Below are 15,546 nucleotides of genomic sequence, written 5' to 3' on the forward strand. Positions count from 1 at the left end.
CAACTTTCAGTCGGTGCGGCGCTGCACCAACTGAGCATAAAAATCCAAAGGAGGATTATCATGACCAATGCAATAGTCACGAATCGGGAGATTCACGTCCGGGCGCAAGTGAGTCAGGACGGCGACGGTTCTTTGGAGCGCCCCTTTTCGTCGATACAGCAAGCCGCTGATATCGCGCTTCCAGGGGATCGTGTCATAGTTCATGATGGTGTGTATCGAGAGTGGGTGGCACCGAAGAATGGCGGTGCGGACATCCATTCTCGTATCGTGTATGAAGCCGCCGAAGGTGAGCATCCGGTCATCAAAGGATCGGAGATTATTGATGCTTGGGTGCATGATCAAGGCACGGTATGGAAAGCTGAAATCCCAAATGCGCTGTTCGGCAATTACAATCCGTTTGATATCCCCTTGGAAGGTGATTGGCTTGAACAGCCCAATGACTGGAAGCTCAGCTTGGGAGACGTTTATCTTGACGGCCGTTCATTGTTCCAAGCTCGGACTTATGACGATGTATGTACTGCTGTTCCTCGTCAGTTTGGCCCCGGTCCTGACTGGGTGAAGTTTCCTCTGCGCATTCCCGATGTCGAACGTACTCGTCTGCAGTGGTACGCTGAGGTGACAAAAGACACCACGATCATCTGGGCTAATTTCGCAGATGCCGATCCGAATAGGTCTCTGGTGGAGATCAATGTACGGGCGGCATGCTTCATGCCGATTCACACCGGCATTGATTACATCACAGTTCGTGGTTTTGAGATGGCGCACGCTGCATGTCAATGGGCCCCTCCCACCGCTGATCAGCCAGGCATGGTGGGGCCTCATTGGGCAAAAGGCTGGATTATCGAAGACAACCATTTGCATGACGCCAAGTGCAGTGCGATCAGTCTCGGAAAAGAATATTCAACCGGGAACAACGAAGCCTACTATGAGGGTCTTAAGCCGGGATACCAATGTCAGCTTGAGACCGTATTCAGGGCGCGCCACTATGGATGGGACAAGGAGCGTGTCGGCTCACATGTCGTCCGAAACAACATCATTCATGATTGCGGGCAGAACGGTGTTGTCGGTCATCTTGGATGCATCAATTCTCTAATCGAACATAACGACATTCATGATATTGGGACGAAATATGAATACTTTGGCCATGAAATCGCGGGAATAAAACTGCATGCCGCCATTGATGTGATCATTCGCAACAACAACATTCATGATTGCATTTTAGGCACGTGGCTCGATTGGCAGGCCCAAGGCACTCGTGTGACGTCGAATGTCTATCATCGGAATGTACGCGATTTCATGATCGAGGTGACTCATGGGCCTTGTCTAATCGACAATAATGTGTTCGCCTCGTCTTACAATTTCGATAATGCCGCTCAGGGAACCGCATATGTGCATAACCTGTTCTGCGGTTCCACCCGTAAAATCGCGGTTACTAATCGCTTTACCCCGTACCATTTGCCCCATTCGACTAGGGTGTTAGGTACCGCATGCGTATATGGCAACGATGATCGTATCATACAGAACATCTTTGCTGCGGCACAGGTCATTAATGGTACGGATACGCGTGGCACTGACGTGTATGATGGGGCTCCCGCCAGCGAAGCGGAGTATGTTGCCAAGGTGCATTCCTTGGGCATTGGAGATCTCGAGCTGTTTGAACAAGTGCCCCAGCCGGCATATATCGACGGCAACGTTTACCTTAACGGAACAGAATCATACGACAGGGAAATCCATAATCTGATGTCAGAGACCGATCCTCATGTGCATGTTGTCACAAAGGATGATGGAACCGTTTGGTGTGAATTGACGTTGAATGCCCCATTGGATGTCGATACTCGAATTATCGACACGGATGTGCTCGGTGTTCCTCGTCTGGTCAGGCAGCGTTATGAAAATCCCGATGGAACTCCTTTAGTAATTGATAGGGATATCAATGGTATTGCGCGTAAAAGAGTTCCGACGCCGGGGCCTTTTGAAGAGTTGTCCATCGGACATAATTTGATTCGCGTATTCTAATAAATCGGTTGGGATGCGGGTGTTTTTTGGCCGCCTAGCCGTTCAAAAAACACCCGCGTCCACTCCTTCCGAGTATAGAAGGCAGCATCGTGATTAGTGGTGAAGTCTTATGATGAGCGGTAAGGAACAAGGATCACTGGAAATCATTGTGTCAGAATGCGATGAGGCAATTCGTTGGTCTGAACACGGGTATCCTTCGATGTTGGCCCGTTGGCATCATCACCCAGAAATTGAGATTCATCTCATCCGAGAGGGGAGTGGCTTCATGATGGCGGGGGATGCCATGGTGCCTTTCCATGAGGGGCAAGTGTTCATGCTCGGACCGAATCTTCCGCACAATTGGATTTCAAATTTAGATGCAGGACAGGCATTGGCTGAACGGGATGTGCTTTGCCAAGTTCATCCTAATCGCTTGAACGCGTTGATACGTGTTTTCCCGGAAGCCTCGCGGTTGTATGGCTTGCTTCGCCGGTCTGAGCGGGCAATTGCGCTTGATGGACAATCAGCGGCAAAGGCGGCGCGACTCTTGGAAAAGATGGGACGATGCGTCGGGTTTGATAAGTTGATTGTCCTGTTGAACTTATTGCAGGTTTTTGCGGATGCTCCTACAGATGAATGGTCTTGCGTGGTGACTCCCGGATATGACTGCAATGTGGCATCAAACAGTGAGCGGCGTATTAACACAGTGCTCTCATACATCGAAGAGCATTTATCCGAGGATGTATCACTGCAAACGGTTGCTCGTGAAATATCCATGAGTGGTCCGGCTTTTTCTCGATTCTTTAAACAGTCTGCCGGTGTGAGCTTTTCGGACATGGTACGAAGATTGCGAGTCGCCAAGGCCTGCAGATTACTTGATTCCACGAACTATGGTATTTCGCGTATTCAAGCCGAATGCGGATACGTCAATACGGCGAATTTTAATCGTAGATTTCGTCAGGAAACTGGTATGACTCCTTCGGAATATCGGCGCAGGCATAGATAGAAGGAATGGAAGGAGCTGTATCTGCGTCTTTGTGATGGAGGCGGATGCTGGTGGTGATTCTTTGGAAGAAAAATCTATATTTCGATGACCTTTGTTTTCTGTGCATGTCATGAAAGTACATATGTTGGGTACCTCAGTACAGAAAAGGGCATATTCAACCTCATAGGCTTAAAGATACGACGAGGACGTCGATAGATAATTCCAAGGAGGAAATTATGAAGGCAGTGGTCCTAGAGCGTAAGGATGTTATTAATGTTCGTCAAGTGCCGGATGTATCTGCACCTGGTCCTGGTGAGCTTCGCATCGCTCCTCATACGGTGGGTATCTGCGGGTCGGATCTGCATTATTACACCCATGGGCGCGTGGGCAAGTATATTGTTGAACAGCCCATGATTTTAGGGCATGAGGCGTCAGGCACGGTTCTTGAGGTTGGCCCGGGGGTCACTGGTTTCAAGGTAGGCGACCGAGTGGCTATGGAGCCAGGAATTCCTGATATGAATTCCAAGGCTGTTAAATTAGGCCTGTATAACATCGATCCTGCAGTCCGTTTCTTTGCGACGCCACCAGTGGATGGTTGCCTCTGTGAAGAGGTCATTCATCCAGCCGCATTCACTTATAAGCTCCCCGAAAACGTGAGCTATGGGGAGGGAGCCCTTCTTGAGCCTCTAGCTGTCGGAATGTGGTCCGCCACAAAGGCGGCTATAAAGCCGGGTGATGTCGCTGTGGTAGTAGGTGCCGGAACTATTGGACTCATGGTTGCCGCTGCCGCAATGGCAGGGGGGTGCTCAAAAGTACTTGTTTCCGATATTTCCGATGTGAAGTTGGAGCTCGCCGGCAAGATTCCTGGTGTGATTCCTGTGGATATCAAGAAGGAAGATCTGCTGCAGCGCATTGCCGAGGAGACTGATGGTTGGGGTGCTGACCGTGTCTTTGAATGTTCCGGTAATCTGAAGGCATATAACAACTTGTGGAAGTTGGGTGCTCCGGGCAATGTGACGGTGATTGTTGGCATCCCGGCCGATGGTGTAGTGCCTATGGATATTACTGAGGTCCAGGCTCGAGAAACACGAATCGAAAACGTGTTCCGCTATGCCAACGTCTATCAGAAAGCCATTGATTTGGTTGCCGCAGGCAAGATTAATCTTAAGCCGTTTATTTCTGATGTATTTGATATGGATCACGCGAAAGACGCATTTGATCGTGTGGCTGAGGCCCGTCCCGAGGACGTGAAAATTCAGATTACGGTTGACTAGGAAGCGTGTTGCAATGATGCGGAGTGACTCCCCATGGCCTGCCGTGGCTGCAGTGGTGACGGTACTGGCGATATCCGCTGTGATGATTTTAACGTACGGCAGCGGTTTATCGCCATGGAACCTCCTGTAGGACGGCATTAGTGGTTGTAGGGCGATTGGATGCTTGACCCAGCTTCTTTTCGCCCTACTTTATTTTAAAACTTTTAGAAAAACGATTTGTGTAAATGGTTTTTAAATGGTATGCTAAACGGTAACAATCCAAAAACGAAGCGGATTGCGTCAGCTGCCTCTGAACAACGTAGTTGCATGGGGTATTTTTGTACCGAAAGGACCTGTTATGAAGGCTCTCGTGCTTACCGGCGTCAAAGAATTTGAAATTCAAGAACTGCCCACTCCGGAAATCAAGCCGAGCGAAGTGCTAATCAACACTGCATACGCTGGTGTGTGCGGTACCGACCACGATCTGTATGCTGGCCGTCCAGGCTCCGCCGCTGCTGTACCGCCGATCGTACTTGGTCATGAAAATTCCGGCGTTGTCGCCGCCGTCGGCGCTGAGGTCACAGGCGTCAAAGTAGGTGATCGTGTGGCTGTCGATCCGAATATTTACTGCGGGCAATGCGAGTATTGCCTGACTCAACGCCCTGAGCTGTGCGACCATCTCTCAGCAGTCGGCGTTACTCGCGACGGCGGTCTTGCCGAACAATTCACCGCACCTGCGACTGTAGTCTACAAGCTGCCAGACAATGTCTCCCTCAAAGACGCCGCTGCCATCGAGCCCATTTCTTGCGCGGTGCATGGTGTAGATCTGCTGAAGCTACGTCCCTATCAGAAAGCATTAATTATTGGTGATGGCTTTATGGGCCAACTATTCGCCCAAATTGTGCAAGCTTACGGTGTGCACCAAGTGGACCTGGCCGGTATCTTCGATGAAAAGCTCAGACGTAACCAGGAACTCTTCGGTGTTAAGAATGTCTTCAACACCACTCGCGAGGATGTTCCGACTGATGCTTATGACGTGATTATCGAAGCCGTCGGCTTGCCGCAGACCCAGGCTCAGGCTGTTGCGGCCGCCAAGAAGGGTGCGCAGGTATTGATGTTCGGTGTCGGTCCGCAGGAAGCACACTTCGAGATGAACACCTATGACATCTATAAGAAGCAGCTGACCATTCAAGGCTCCTTCATCAACCCGCTCACATTCAAGGACGCCATCAGTCTGCTTGAATCAGGCAAGATGAACGTCGCCCCGCTGATCAGCCATGAGTTGGAGCTCGAAGAGGTTCAAGACTTCCTTGATGGCAAGATTAAGGGCGTCTCCAAGGCTGTCGTCAAGGTCGGCAGGTAACCACTCATACTTGGCCGCCGGTTTTCCCTTTTTCCCGGCGGCCGAACTTTTTTACTACATATTTCTAAGATGAACATATCTTCGGGAAACATGTCTTATTGTAGATAGGAATAAAAATCAAGTTCAAAGGAGAACATGATGGATAAGCCAATGACCGCATTCACTACGGATTTCCAACATTCGGGAATGCCTGCAAAGGATTTGGACGAGACCATTGAGTTTTATACTCAAAAGATTGGTTTTGAGCTTGCGGGAGTATTCCACAATGGCGAAAATCGTTGTGCATTCCTCCGCTACGGACACCTAACCATTGAGACTTGGGAGGGCGATCCCGCTCCGATGACCACTGGCGCTATCAACCATTGGGCCTTGGATACACCGGATATCGAGGCGGCATTTGAAAATGCTAAAGCTTTAGGTCTTGAGCTGAAGGATGAGACGATTCAGTCCATTCCCTCGTTCTGGGATAAGGGCATCCGTTATTTCAATATTTACGGTCCGAACGCAGAAACCATCGAATTCTGTCAGATTATCTAGCGCTCGTATATCTGTTATATCTGTGTCTGGTCCGAGAACATCGCGAATGTGATTCTCGGACCGTTTTATATCTGTTGCTCACATGGCATTCATGCCATGTGAGCAACAGACTATTTGCTTTCTGCGGTGCCACAAATGTCGTTGAGGTAGATCTCCACGAAACGCAGTGCGGCTCCGATGATGTTTTGATTATCCGCACAATAGCTTTTTCTCAGTGTGAAATGTTCAGTGCCGAAAGGGCTATGGTGCGTAACCTTTGCTTTTAACGTCTCGATGTCGTCGTCGGTAAGATGTTTTGCGGCTTCGCCACCAATGATGACATCGCCGGCGATGATTGAACGAGCGTTTACAATGGCTTGCGCTACATAATTAAGCCAGTTGTCCATGCGTTCGCGATGGTGCTGCTCTCCTTGTTCGAGAACGCTAAAGAATCCGGGTATGCTTTCATAGTCTTCTGGCAGAGTTTCGGGAGAACAGTATGTATCCATGCATCCATGTTGGCCGCAATAACATTCTCTGCCTCCTGGCACCAGTGTCATATGCTCGATGGTGCCGTTGCATTGGTTGGGTCCCTGATACAACTTGCCATTGACGATTACGGCTCCGCCAGGGCGTCGTTCGAGATAGACGCATACGGCATCAGTAAGTGAGTGATCGAACCAAAGCTCGGCCATGGCTGAAGCATCCGAATCATGAATCATCATGCATGGATAATGGATGGATTGACAAATCGTGTCTAGCGTCAGCCCTGTGTTTCCCATAAGAGTGCCGAAAGTGATGGTGGAGCCATCGGGGGAAACGATACCCTGTATAGCGAACGAAACTCCCAATACCTTACCGTGCTTCTTTTCCGCACGTTGTGCGAAGTTGTTGATAATATCGCCCATACGTTGGTAATAGGTGCTGTTATCCCGATATGGAATCGTGTGACAGGCCTCTTCGACCACCTCGCCATAAAGATCTATTGCGCATATTTGCAGTTCATTGGTTCTCATTACCACGCCAATGGAGGTGCGGTGATCTGCGTTGAAGTCATAACTCTGTGCTTTACGGCCTCCCGTTGAATCTTGAAGGTCCCCTTTGCCTATAAGACCATCTTCCTCCAAATAACGGAGATTTTGGGTGATAGTGGGGAGACTTAGTCCAAGTTCACGTTCCAGTTCTTGCTTGGTGGCTTGCCTATGGGTATATAGGTATTGTGTCATGGCATTACGATTATGAGCTTTTAGCGCGGTAGATGGCATCGCTCTCATGATCAACCTCCATTGGTGTGATGTATGCGATTGTACTTGAGATGTTAAGTTTTCTATTGGATGGTGCGTGGCGCAATCAATACGTTGTGCTCTATGAGTTTGAGAGAACTTATCTAAAAGGGCTTTAAATAATTCTAACTGATTTTATAACTTTTAGTAAGTACTTTGCAAAAAGGCTCATTGTTTTTGGTGGTTTAAGCATGTTATAAATCTCAAAAAATGCACAAAACATCTCAATAATGGCTAAAATGTTAATTTTTGTTAACTAAAAATATCAAATACCAACAATTAACAAACAATATAGCACGTGAAACGCCGTTGATTTTGTGCGTATGCAGTGAGTAAAAGGCTCCGGTATATTGTGACTCAGGTCACAGCGACTGTGACACAACAGAACACTTTGCCAAACACCCCAAGTTAGATCGAGGAGGACCCGAATTGGCAGAAGCAAAGAAGGTCGAAGCCACCAAGCCGACCCCGGAAGAGAAGCAGGCCGCAGCCGAGGCTGAGGTCAACGCGCTGGTTGAGAGGGCGCAGAAGGCACTGGTCGCCTTCGAGAATCTGGACCAGAAGCAGGTCGATCGCATTGTCGCCAAGGCGTCCATCGCCGCTCTGAACAAGCACCTCGTGCTGGCCAAGATGGCCGTGGACGAGACCGGCCGTGGCCTCGTGGAAGACAAGGCCACCAAGAACATCTTCGCCTGCGAGCACGTCACCAACTACCTCGCCGGGCAGAAGACCGTGGGCATCATTCGCGAAGACGACGTGATGGGTATCGACGAAGTGGCCGAGCCGGTCGGCGTCGTAGCCGGCGTCACCCCGGTCACCAACCCGACCTCCACCGCGATTTTCAAGTCCCTGATTGCTCTGAAGACCCGTTGCCCGATCGTCTTCGGCTTCCACCCGGGTGCACAGAAGTGCTCCGTCGAAGCCGCCAAGATCGTGCGCGACGCCGCCATCGCCGCCGGTGCTCCTGAAAACTGTATCCAGTGGATTGAGCACCCGTCCATCGAAGCCACCGGTGCTCTGATGAAGCACCCGGGTGTGGCAACCATTCTGGCTACCGGTGGTCCGGGCATGGTCAAGGCCGCCTACTCCTCCGGCAAGCCCGCCCTCGGCGTGGGCGCCGGCAACGCTCCGGCCTACGTCGATTCCGATGTGGACATCGTGCGCGCCGCCAACGATCTGGTGCTCTCCAAGCACTTCGATTACGGCATGATCTGCGCCACCGAGCAGGCCATCATCGCCCACAAGGATGTCTACGCGCAGCTCATCAAGGAGCTGAAGACCCGCAAGGCATACTTCGTCAATGCCGAGGAGAAGGCCAAGCTCGAGCAGTACATGTTTGGCTGCACCGCCGGAAGCGGCCAGACCCCGAAGCTCAACTCCGTGGTGCCGGGCAAGTCCCCGCAGTTCATCGCCAAGGCAGCCGGCTTCGAAATCCCGGCAGATGCCACCATTCTGGCCGCCGAGTGCAAGGAAGTCTCCGACAACGAGCCGCTGACCCACGAGAAGCTCGCCCCGGTGCAGGCCGTCCTGAAGGCCGACAATAAGGAGCAGGCCTTCGAGATGTGCGAGCAGATGCTCAAACTCGGTGCCGGCCACACCGCCGCCATTCACACCAACAACCAGGAGCTCGTGCGTGAGTATGGCGTTCGCATGCACGCCTGCCGCATCATCTGGAACCAGCCTTCCTCCCTCGGTGGCATCGGCGATATCTACAACGCCATCGCCCCGTCCCTGACCCTGGGCTGCGGCTCCTACGGCGGCAACTCGGTTTCCGGCAACGTTCAGGCCGTGAACCTCGTCAACATCAAGCGCATTGCTCGGAGGAACAACAACATGCAGTGGTTCAAGATCCCGCCGAAGACCTACTTCGAGCCGAACGCCATCAAGTACCTGCGCGACATGTACGGCATCGAGAAGGCCGTCATCGTGTGCGATAAGGTCATGGAACAGCTCGGCATCGTCGACAAGATCATCGACCAGCTGCGTGCACGCTCCAACCGCGTGACCTTCCGCATCATCGACTACGTCGAGCCGGAGCCTTCCGTCGAGACCGTCGAAAAGGGCGCCGAGATGATGCGCGAGGAGTTCGAGCCGGATACCATCATCGCAGTCGGCGGTGGCTCCCCGATGGACGCATCCAAGATTATGTGGCTGCTCTACGAACACCCGGAAATCGCCTTCTCCGATGTGCGTGAGAAGTTCTTCGATATCCGCAAGCGTGCCTTCAAGATTCCGCCGCTGGGCAAGAAGGCCAAGCTCGTGTGCATCCCGACCTCCTCCGGCACCGGCTCCGAAGTCACCCCGTTTGCCGTGATCACCGATCACAAGACCGGCTACAAGTACCCAATCACCGACTATGCCCTGACCCCGTCCGTGGCTATCGTCGACCCGGTGCTGGCTCGTACTCAGCCGCGCAAGCTGGCCTCCGACGCCGGTTTCGACGCCTTGACCCACAGCTTCGAGGCCTACGTGTCCGTTTACGCCAACGACTTCACCGACGGCATGGCGCTGCACGCAGCCAAGCTCATCTGGGACAACCTGGCTGAGTCCGTCAACGGCGAGCCGGGTCTGGCCAAGACCGAAGCCCAGGAGAAGATGCACAACGCCGCCACGATGGCCGGCATGGCATTCGGTTCCGCATTCCTCGGCATGTGCCATGGCATGGCCCACACCATCGGTGCCCTGTGCCACATCGCCCACGGCCGCACCAACTCCATCCTGCTGCCGTACGTGATTCGTTACAACGGTCAGATTCCGGAGGAGCCTACTTCTTGGCCGAAGTACAACAAGTACATCGCCCCGGAGCGTTACCAGGACATCGCCCGCAACCTCGGCATCGACACCGGCAAGACCCCGGCCGAAGCCGTCGAGAATTTGGCGAAGGCAGTCGAGGACTACCGCGACAACAAGCTCGGTATGAACAAGAGCTTCAAGGATTGCGGTGTGGATGAGGACTACTTCTGGAGCGTGCTCGACCAGATCGGCATGCGTGCCTACGAGGATCAGTGCACTCCGGCCAACCCGCGCATCCCGCTGATCAACGACATGAAGGACATCGCCATCGCCGCCTACTACGGCGTCTCCCAGGCCGAAGGCCACCAGATTCGCGTGGAGCGCGAAGGCGAGGCCGCCACGGAGGAAGCCTCCGAGCGCGTCTGAGTGCAAATTCGCGGCTGACCGCCTATAGGTCATGAAAAAAGCCCATCCATTCCGGATGGGCTTTTTTCATATTTAGGAACCGATGCTGCTCACAGAGCAATCAGCACATTGGCAATAATGCAACCAAAAGCAATCAGACTAGTGAAGCATTCCGTAATGCCAACGACTACGGGCTTGACAGTGCGTTTGCATGCGATCAGCGGCAGTGCAATCGCACGGACGAGCAAAATCACGCCTAACGCCACCAGATACCAGCTACGGTCTGCCGCCGCAATCCACCAAGCCAGCAAAGCGACATGCCAAATCCAAGACGCGACAACATAGGGGAGCTTGCCGCGTTCGCGAATCATCGTTTTGACAAACAACACCGAGCCGAACTGAGTTGCGGCAAAGCACAGTACCAGCACCAGGCCAGGAAGCGACGCCTGTGGAAGACTCGGCGAGTTCGCGGCATAGTGAAGCGTGATTGTCGCCATCAAACTGGCTGCAATCACTGCTGCGGCATTGGCCCAAAGCGAGCGTTCTCGGCGGAACCAGGCGCCGGCGCACGCGACCGCTGCCAATGCCACGTATATAGGAGCCCATACGAGCACATCGAAGTGCATCACCAAGAAAGGCAGTCCTACCACTGCGAGTGCGACGCAATAGCCGATAGCCGGAGACAAGTAGCGTGCGGCGCAGTGCGATTTCAGCCAACGCGCAGCAGTGAATTCCACGCAATAGCACAATGCCCAGCAGGCCAACACCCACCAACCGGCTGCGCTTGGCGCGGCATCAGGCTTGGTTGCCGACCATGCCGAACCGCATACCGCGCCTGCGAGTGCGGGTGCCAAAGCCATCACCCACGCACCTGGCTGGTCGGGAATCCAATCACGAACCATGGTGCGCCGTGCTCGTTGTGGCTGAGGCTCCGGCCGAGTGAATTGCGGGCGGTGCATGGAAGATCGATCGCTCATATATATATAAGGTATCAATCCAAGCATCTGAAGAACAAGAGCTATGGGACAAGGTGATTGGAGTGCCAGAGTACGGTTCAGTCTGCGTGCGTATCGCCTTCGGCGCTGGTGATTGCCTCGGCGATATTGTCTTGGCTGAAATCGTGATTACGGTATTCAGGATCATCCACTGGAAGATGAGTGACCAACGTATCGAATACCTGACTGTAGATTTTGCCATGGCTTAGTACGGCGTCGAGCACATGGCCGCCGAACGTATGATCGTCAGAGAGAAAATGCTCATGGAAGCCGGCCACGGCGGCGCCGTGGAACATCACGGGGGAGAAGTAGCCGAGCATGGTGCCGGTCACATCGTGGCGAAGGAAGACGGCCTGCCGATCGGCTACTTCGAGCAACGTGGGATAGGGCGCCTGCTGCTTGATAACGGCACGGGTCTTCATGAAACTGAATGTGCCATGCACAATCACCGAAAAGAACGTATTGGCGCGACCGTTCGCCTCGACGATCTTATTGTTGAGCTCCTCGAGCCCGATATCATCGCGTTCGCATTGATATTGGAAGGCAGCTCGGTGAGAATTGGCGAATGGCATCGTGAAATCGTCCGGGACCTTCTCGGCGATGCCGGACTGGCCAACCTTATAGGCCACGCCATCGAGAATGATGAGCTCACCGTCCAGACCTTCTCCGGTGCCGATGCCGGTGTCTCCGTGCTTGAGCAATTCGCCGATGGTGGTCGTGCCTTCCAGCAGACCCGGAACCAGCAAGGCCAATGTGCCATGCTGGTAAAGCACATTGGCGCCATGTTCGGTAATGGGACGTATGTTCTTGGCCAGTGATTGTGTCACGCTCATCACCCTAATGCCTGCGAGGCGGTGCTTACAATCATTGGCCTATAAATCCACAGGTGACTTCCGTCACGTTTGGTGGATGCCGCAGATCATGTTGACTGCGATAGCGAGCGGGGCAACACGCCGAAATGATGGATGTGGGATTTAGTCCCGCCTCAATGGTTCAATAAACAAGTTGCCTGATTTGGGCTCGCAAATTGGAATTAAAAAAAGCGAGCGCGGGCTGGAAACCACCGCAGGGTGAAGACCAGAAGCCGCGCACTGATGTCGGATGACCGCCAGAGGACGTATGTCCAAGGGAGGCCATGCGCGCCGGTGCCCTGAAGAAGCAGGTTGGTAAACAGTACAACGAATATCGCTAGAAAGGGCGGACGGCAATGGCGGGACAGAAAATCCGCATCAGGCTTAAGTCCTATGACCATGAGGTCATCGACCAATCGGCGAAGAAAATCGTCGAAACGGTGACGAACGCGGGCGCAACTGTGGTTGGCCCCGTTCCGCTGCCGACTGAGAAGAACGTTTTTGTTGTTATTCGTTCTCCTCACAAGTACAAGGATTCTCGCGAGCACTTCGAGATGCGCACTCACAAGCGCCTCATTGACATCGTGGACCCGACCCCGAAGGCCGTGGATTCTCTGATGCACATCGATCTGCCTGCAGACGTCAACATCGAGATCAAGCTGTGAAGGGAGGAGGAAGCATTATGTCTAATCGCAAGGCTCTGCTGGGCAAGAAGCTCGGCATGTCCCAGGTGTGGGATGAGAACGGCTTCTTCGTGCCCGTTACTCTCGTCGACGTGTCCACCAATGTGGTGACCGCTGTCAAGACCGAGGAGACCGACGGCTACAAGGCTGTTCAGCTCGGCTACGGCGCCATCGACCCGACCAAGGTGACCAAGCCGCTCGCCGGCCACTTCGCCAAGGCTGGTGTCACCCCTCGTCGTCACCTCGTTGAGGTGCGTACCGACGATGTCGATCAGTTCGAGGCCGGCCAGGAGCTGACCGCCGAAGTGTTCGCCGAGGGTGCAGAAGTCGATGTTACCGGCACCTCCAAGGGTAAGGGCTTCGCCGGCACCATCAAGCGTTGGGGCTTCAAGTCCTACCGTCGTTCCCACGGCTCTCACAAGAACGAGCGCCGTCCCGGCTCTGTGGGCGCATGCGCTACCCCGAGCCGCATCCTCAAGGGCAAGCGTATGGCTGGCCGCATGGGTCATGTGACCGCCACCACCCAGAACCTGACTGTTGTCTCCGCCGACGTGGAGAACGGCATTCTCGCCATCAAGGGCGCCATTCCGGGCCCGAAGGGCGGCATCGTTCTCGTCCGTTCGGCAGTGAAGGGAGCCTGATAAACCATGGCAAACGTTACTCTGAACGTCACTGACGCCAAGGGCCAGGCCGCTGGTACCGTTGAAGCTCCTGCTGAGATCTTCGGCGTTTCCGCTGAAGACGTGCAGGCTCACGTCCCGCTGATCCACCAGGTCGTTATCGCTCAGCTCGCTGCTGCTCGCCAGGGCACCCACGCCACCAAGACCCGTGGCATGGTTTCCGGCGGCGGCAAGAAGCCTTGGAAGCAGAAGGGCACCGGTCGTGCTCGCCAGGGCTCCATCCGCGCCCCGCAGTGGTACCACGGCGGCACCGTGTTCGGTCCGCAGCCGCGCGACTACTCTCAGCGCACCCCGAAGAAGATGAAGGCCGCCGCTCTGCGTTACGTGCTTTCCGATCGCGCCAACGCCGGCCGCGTTGCCGTTGTGGACTTCGGCATCACCGATACCCCGTCCACCAAGGCCGCTCTTGCCGCTTTGACCCCGGTCACTTCGGACAAGTTCGCCACGGTCGTCTTCACTCGCGACAACATCAACGAGTGGCTGTCCGTGCGTAACATCCCGACCGTTCACCCGATTTTCGTCGATCAGCTCAACACGTACGACGTGGTTACCGCCCAGTACGTGGTCTTCACCAAGGAAGCCTTCGAGGCTTTCGTGGCTGCCAAGACCGAGCCGAAGGAGGCCTGATTTAGATGGTCGCTATTCACAAGCCCGCACACGACGTGATCCTGAAGCCCGTCGTCTCCGAGAAGAGCTACGCCGCTTCCGACCGTGGCCAGTACACCTTCGTGGTGGCCAAGGATGCGAACAAGGTTCAGATCAAGCAGGCAATTGAAGAGATCTTCAAGGTCAAGGTGACGAACGTCAACACCCTCAACCGCGCTGGCAAGAAGCAGCGCACCCGCACCGGTTTCGGCCAGCGTGCTTCCCAGAAGCGCGCTATCGTGACCGTTGCCGAGGGCCAGACGATCGACATCTTTGGCAACTGAAGGCTAGCCGAGAAAAGTTAAAGGAAGAACTACATTATGGCTATCCGCGTTTACAAGCCGACGACTGCAGGCCGCCGCAACGCGTCCGTCTCGGATTTCTCCGATCTGACGCGCTCCACGCCTGAGAAGTCGCTGGTTCGCAAGAAGTCCAAGACCGGCGGTCGTAACTCTTACGGCCGTATCACCTCCCGCCATCGCGGCGGCGGTCACAAGCGCCAGTACCGTCTCATCGACTTCAAGCGTTGGGACAAGGACGGCGTGCCCGCCAAGGTTGCTGAGATCGAATACGATCCGAACCGTTCCGCTCGCATCGCCCTCCTGCACTTCGCAGACGGCGAGAAGCGCTACATCATCGCACCGAAGGGCATCAAGCAGGGCGACGTCATCGAGACCGGCGCTCAGGCTGATATCAAGCCGGGCAACAACCTGCCGCTGGCCAACATCCCGACCGGTACCGTGGTCCACGCTATCGAGCTGAAGCCGCTGGGCGGCGCCAAGATCGCTCGTTCCGCCGGTGCCTCCGTCCAGCTCGTCGCTAAGGATGGCGCTTACGCCCAGCTGCGTATGCCGTCCGGCGAAATCCGCAACGTCGACGCTCGCTGCCGCGCAACCGTGGGTGAGGTCGGCAATGAGGACCACGCCAACATCCAGCTCGGCAAGGCTGGCCGCGCCCGCTGGATCGGCCACCGTCCGATCACCCGTGGTGAGTCTATGAACCCGGTCGACCACCCGCACGGCGGTCGTACCCGCGGTGGTAAGCCGCCGGTTTCCCCGTGGGGCAAGGGCGAGGTTCGTACTCGTCGTCCGAAGAAGGCTTCGAACAAGATGATTGTTCGTCGTCGTCCGTCTGGCAAGAACCGCAAGTAAGGGAGTAT

The 15,546-nt window shown here is 54.4% G+C and carries 14 protein-coding genes; 11 read left to right on the forward strand and 3 right to left on the reverse strand.

Going from position 1 to position 15,546, the window contains the following annotated elements; all coding sequences use genetic code 11:
• Positions 1–60: 60 nt before the first annotated feature.
• The 5 genes from CSQ86_RS02075 to CSQ86_RS02095 all read left to right on the forward strand — a co-directional run bounded on the left by CSQ86_RS02075 (position 61) and on the right by CSQ86_RS02095 (position 6,133).
• Positions 61–2,016, forward strand: coding sequence for a right-handed parallel beta-helix repeat-containing protein (locus tag CSQ86_RS02075; RefSeq protein ID WP_100493454.1), 1,956 nt, complete (start codon positions 61–63; stop codon positions 2,014–2,016).
• A gap of 109 nt (positions 2,017–2,125) precedes the next feature.
• Positions 2,126–3,001 (forward strand): helix-turn-helix domain-containing protein, encoded by an 876-nt coding sequence (locus CSQ86_RS02080; protein ID WP_100493455.1) that lies wholly within the window; start codon positions 2,126–2,128, stop codon positions 2,999–3,001.
• Between the two features lie 215 nt (positions 3,002–3,216).
• On the forward strand, positions 3,217–4,254 hold the full coding sequence (locus CSQ86_RS02085) for an NAD(P)-dependent alcohol dehydrogenase (RefSeq protein ID WP_100493456.1): 1,038 nt from the start codon (positions 3,217–3,219) through the stop codon (positions 4,252–4,254).
• Between the two features lie 337 nt (positions 4,255–4,591).
• On the forward strand, positions 4,592–5,596 hold the full coding sequence (locus CSQ86_RS02090) for a zinc-dependent alcohol dehydrogenase family protein (RefSeq protein WP_100493457.1): 1,005 nt from the start codon (positions 4,592–4,594) through the stop codon (positions 5,594–5,596).
• 138 nt (positions 5,597–5,734) lie between these two features.
• Positions 5,735–6,133 carry a VOC family protein gene (locus tag CSQ86_RS02095; RefSeq protein WP_100493458.1) on the forward strand — a complete coding sequence of 133 codons (399 nt, stop codon included), beginning with the start codon at positions 5,735–5,737 and terminating at the stop codon, positions 6,131–6,133.
• A 110-nt stretch (positions 6,134–6,243) separates the two neighbouring features.
• Here the strand turns inward: CSQ86_RS02095 and CSQ86_RS02100 are convergent, their stop codons facing one another.
• Complete coding sequence (locus CSQ86_RS02100) at positions 6,244–7,386, reverse strand: ROK family transcriptional regulator (RefSeq protein WP_100493459.1); 1,143 nt, start codon at positions 7,384–7,386, stop codon at positions 6,244–6,246.
• A 438-nt stretch (positions 7,387–7,824) separates the two neighbouring features.
• Between CSQ86_RS02100 and adhE the strand changes: the two genes are divergently transcribed.
• Positions 7,825–10,554, forward strand: a complete 2,730-nt coding sequence (gene adhE, locus CSQ86_RS02105) for a bifunctional acetaldehyde-CoA/alcohol dehydrogenase (protein WP_100493460.1) — start codon at positions 7,825–7,827, stop codon at positions 10,552–10,554.
• Between the two features lie 89 nt (positions 10,555–10,643).
• Here the strand turns inward: adhE and CSQ86_RS02110 are convergent, their stop codons facing one another.
• A complete protein-coding gene (locus CSQ86_RS02110; RefSeq protein ID WP_341476013.1) occupies positions 10,644–11,510 on the reverse strand; it encodes a YwiC-like family protein in 867 nt (288 codons plus the stop codon).
• Between the two features lie 77 nt (positions 11,511–11,587).
• Entirely contained in the window at positions 11,588–12,361 is a 774-nt protein-coding gene (budA, locus tag CSQ86_RS02115; RefSeq protein WP_423734793.1) for an acetolactate decarboxylase, read from the reverse strand.
• Positions 12,362–12,735: 374 nt separating this feature from the next.
• Here budA and rpsJ point away from each other — a divergent pair, with 374 nt between their 5' ends.
• From rpsJ to rplB, 5 genes are read left to right on the forward strand one after another with little or no spacing between them, the layout of a single operon-like run.
• On the forward strand, positions 12,736–13,044 hold the full coding sequence (gene rpsJ / locus CSQ86_RS02120) for a 30S ribosomal protein S10 (protein ID WP_003808013.1): 309 nt from the start codon (positions 12,736–12,738) through the stop codon (positions 13,042–13,044).
• A 17-nt stretch (positions 13,045–13,061) separates the two neighbouring features.
• Positions 13,062–13,703 (forward strand): 50S ribosomal protein L3, encoded by a 642-nt coding sequence (gene rplC / locus CSQ86_RS02125; protein WP_100493462.1) that lies wholly within the window; start codon positions 13,062–13,064, stop codon positions 13,701–13,703.
• Between the two features lie 6 nt (positions 13,704–13,709).
• Positions 13,710–14,369, forward strand: coding sequence for a 50S ribosomal protein L4 (gene rplD / locus CSQ86_RS02130; RefSeq protein ID WP_100493463.1), 660 nt, complete (start codon positions 13,710–13,712; stop codon positions 14,367–14,369).
• 5 nt (positions 14,370–14,374) lie between these two features.
• Positions 14,375–14,671: a 50S ribosomal protein L23 gene (rplW, locus tag CSQ86_RS02135; RefSeq protein WP_100493464.1), complete on the forward strand. Its 297-nt coding sequence runs from the start codon at positions 14,375–14,377 to the stop codon at positions 14,669–14,671.
• A gap of 36 nt (positions 14,672–14,707) precedes the next feature.
• Positions 14,708–15,538, forward strand: coding sequence for a 50S ribosomal protein L2 (rplB, locus tag CSQ86_RS02140; RefSeq protein ID WP_100493465.1), 831 nt, complete (start codon positions 14,708–14,710; stop codon positions 15,536–15,538).
• Positions 15,539–15,546 lie beyond the last annotated feature (8 nt).

The sequence above is a fragment of the Bifidobacterium felsineum genome (genome assembly GCF_002802915.1).
Lineage (GTDB): Bacteria > Actinomycetota > Actinomycetes > Actinomycetales > Bifidobacteriaceae > Bifidobacterium > Bifidobacterium felsineum.

Bases quoted from the DNA above. Each gene is read 5' to 3' on its own strand.
- CSQ86_RS02075 (WP_100493454.1), top strand. From the start codon at position 61: ATGACCAATGCAATAGTCACGAATCGGGAGATTCACGTCCGGGCGCAA.
- CSQ86_RS02080 (WP_100493455.1), top strand. From the start codon at position 2,126: ATGATGAGCGGTAAGGAACAAGGATCACTGGAAATCATTGTGTCAGAA.
- CSQ86_RS02085 (WP_100493456.1), top strand. From the start codon at position 3,217: ATGAAGGCAGTGGTCCTAGAGCGTAAGGATGTTATTAATGTTCGTCAA.
- CSQ86_RS02090 (WP_100493457.1), top strand. From the start codon at position 4,592: ATGAAGGCTCTCGTGCTTACCGGCGTCAAAGAATTTGAAATTCAAGAA.
- CSQ86_RS02095 (WP_100493458.1), top strand. From the start codon at position 5,735: ATGGATAAGCCAATGACCGCATTCACTACGGATTTCCAACATTCGGGA.
- CSQ86_RS02100 (WP_100493459.1), bottom strand. From the start codon at position 7,386: ATGAGAGCGATGCCATCTACCGCGCTAAAAGCTCATAATCGTAATGCC.
- CSQ86_RS02110 (WP_341476013.1), bottom strand. From the start codon at position 11,510: ATGAGCGATCGATCTTCCATGCACCGCCCGCAATTCACTCGGCCGGAG.
- budA (WP_423734793.1), bottom strand. From the start codon at position 12,361: ATGAGCGTGACACAATCACTGGCCAAGAACATACGTCCCATTACCGAA.
- rpsJ (WP_003808013.1), top strand. From the start codon at position 12,736: ATGGCGGGACAGAAAATCCGCATCAGGCTTAAGTCCTATGACCATGAG.
- rplC (WP_100493462.1), top strand. From the start codon at position 13,062: ATGTCTAATCGCAAGGCTCTGCTGGGCAAGAAGCTCGGCATGTCCCAG.
- rplD (WP_100493463.1), top strand. From the start codon at position 13,710: ATGGCAAACGTTACTCTGAACGTCACTGACGCCAAGGGCCAGGCCGCT.
- rplW (WP_100493464.1), top strand. From the start codon at position 14,375: ATGGTCGCTATTCACAAGCCCGCACACGACGTGATCCTGAAGCCCGTC.
- rplB (WP_100493465.1), top strand. From the start codon at position 14,708: ATGGCTATCCGCGTTTACAAGCCGACGACTGCAGGCCGCCGCAACGCG.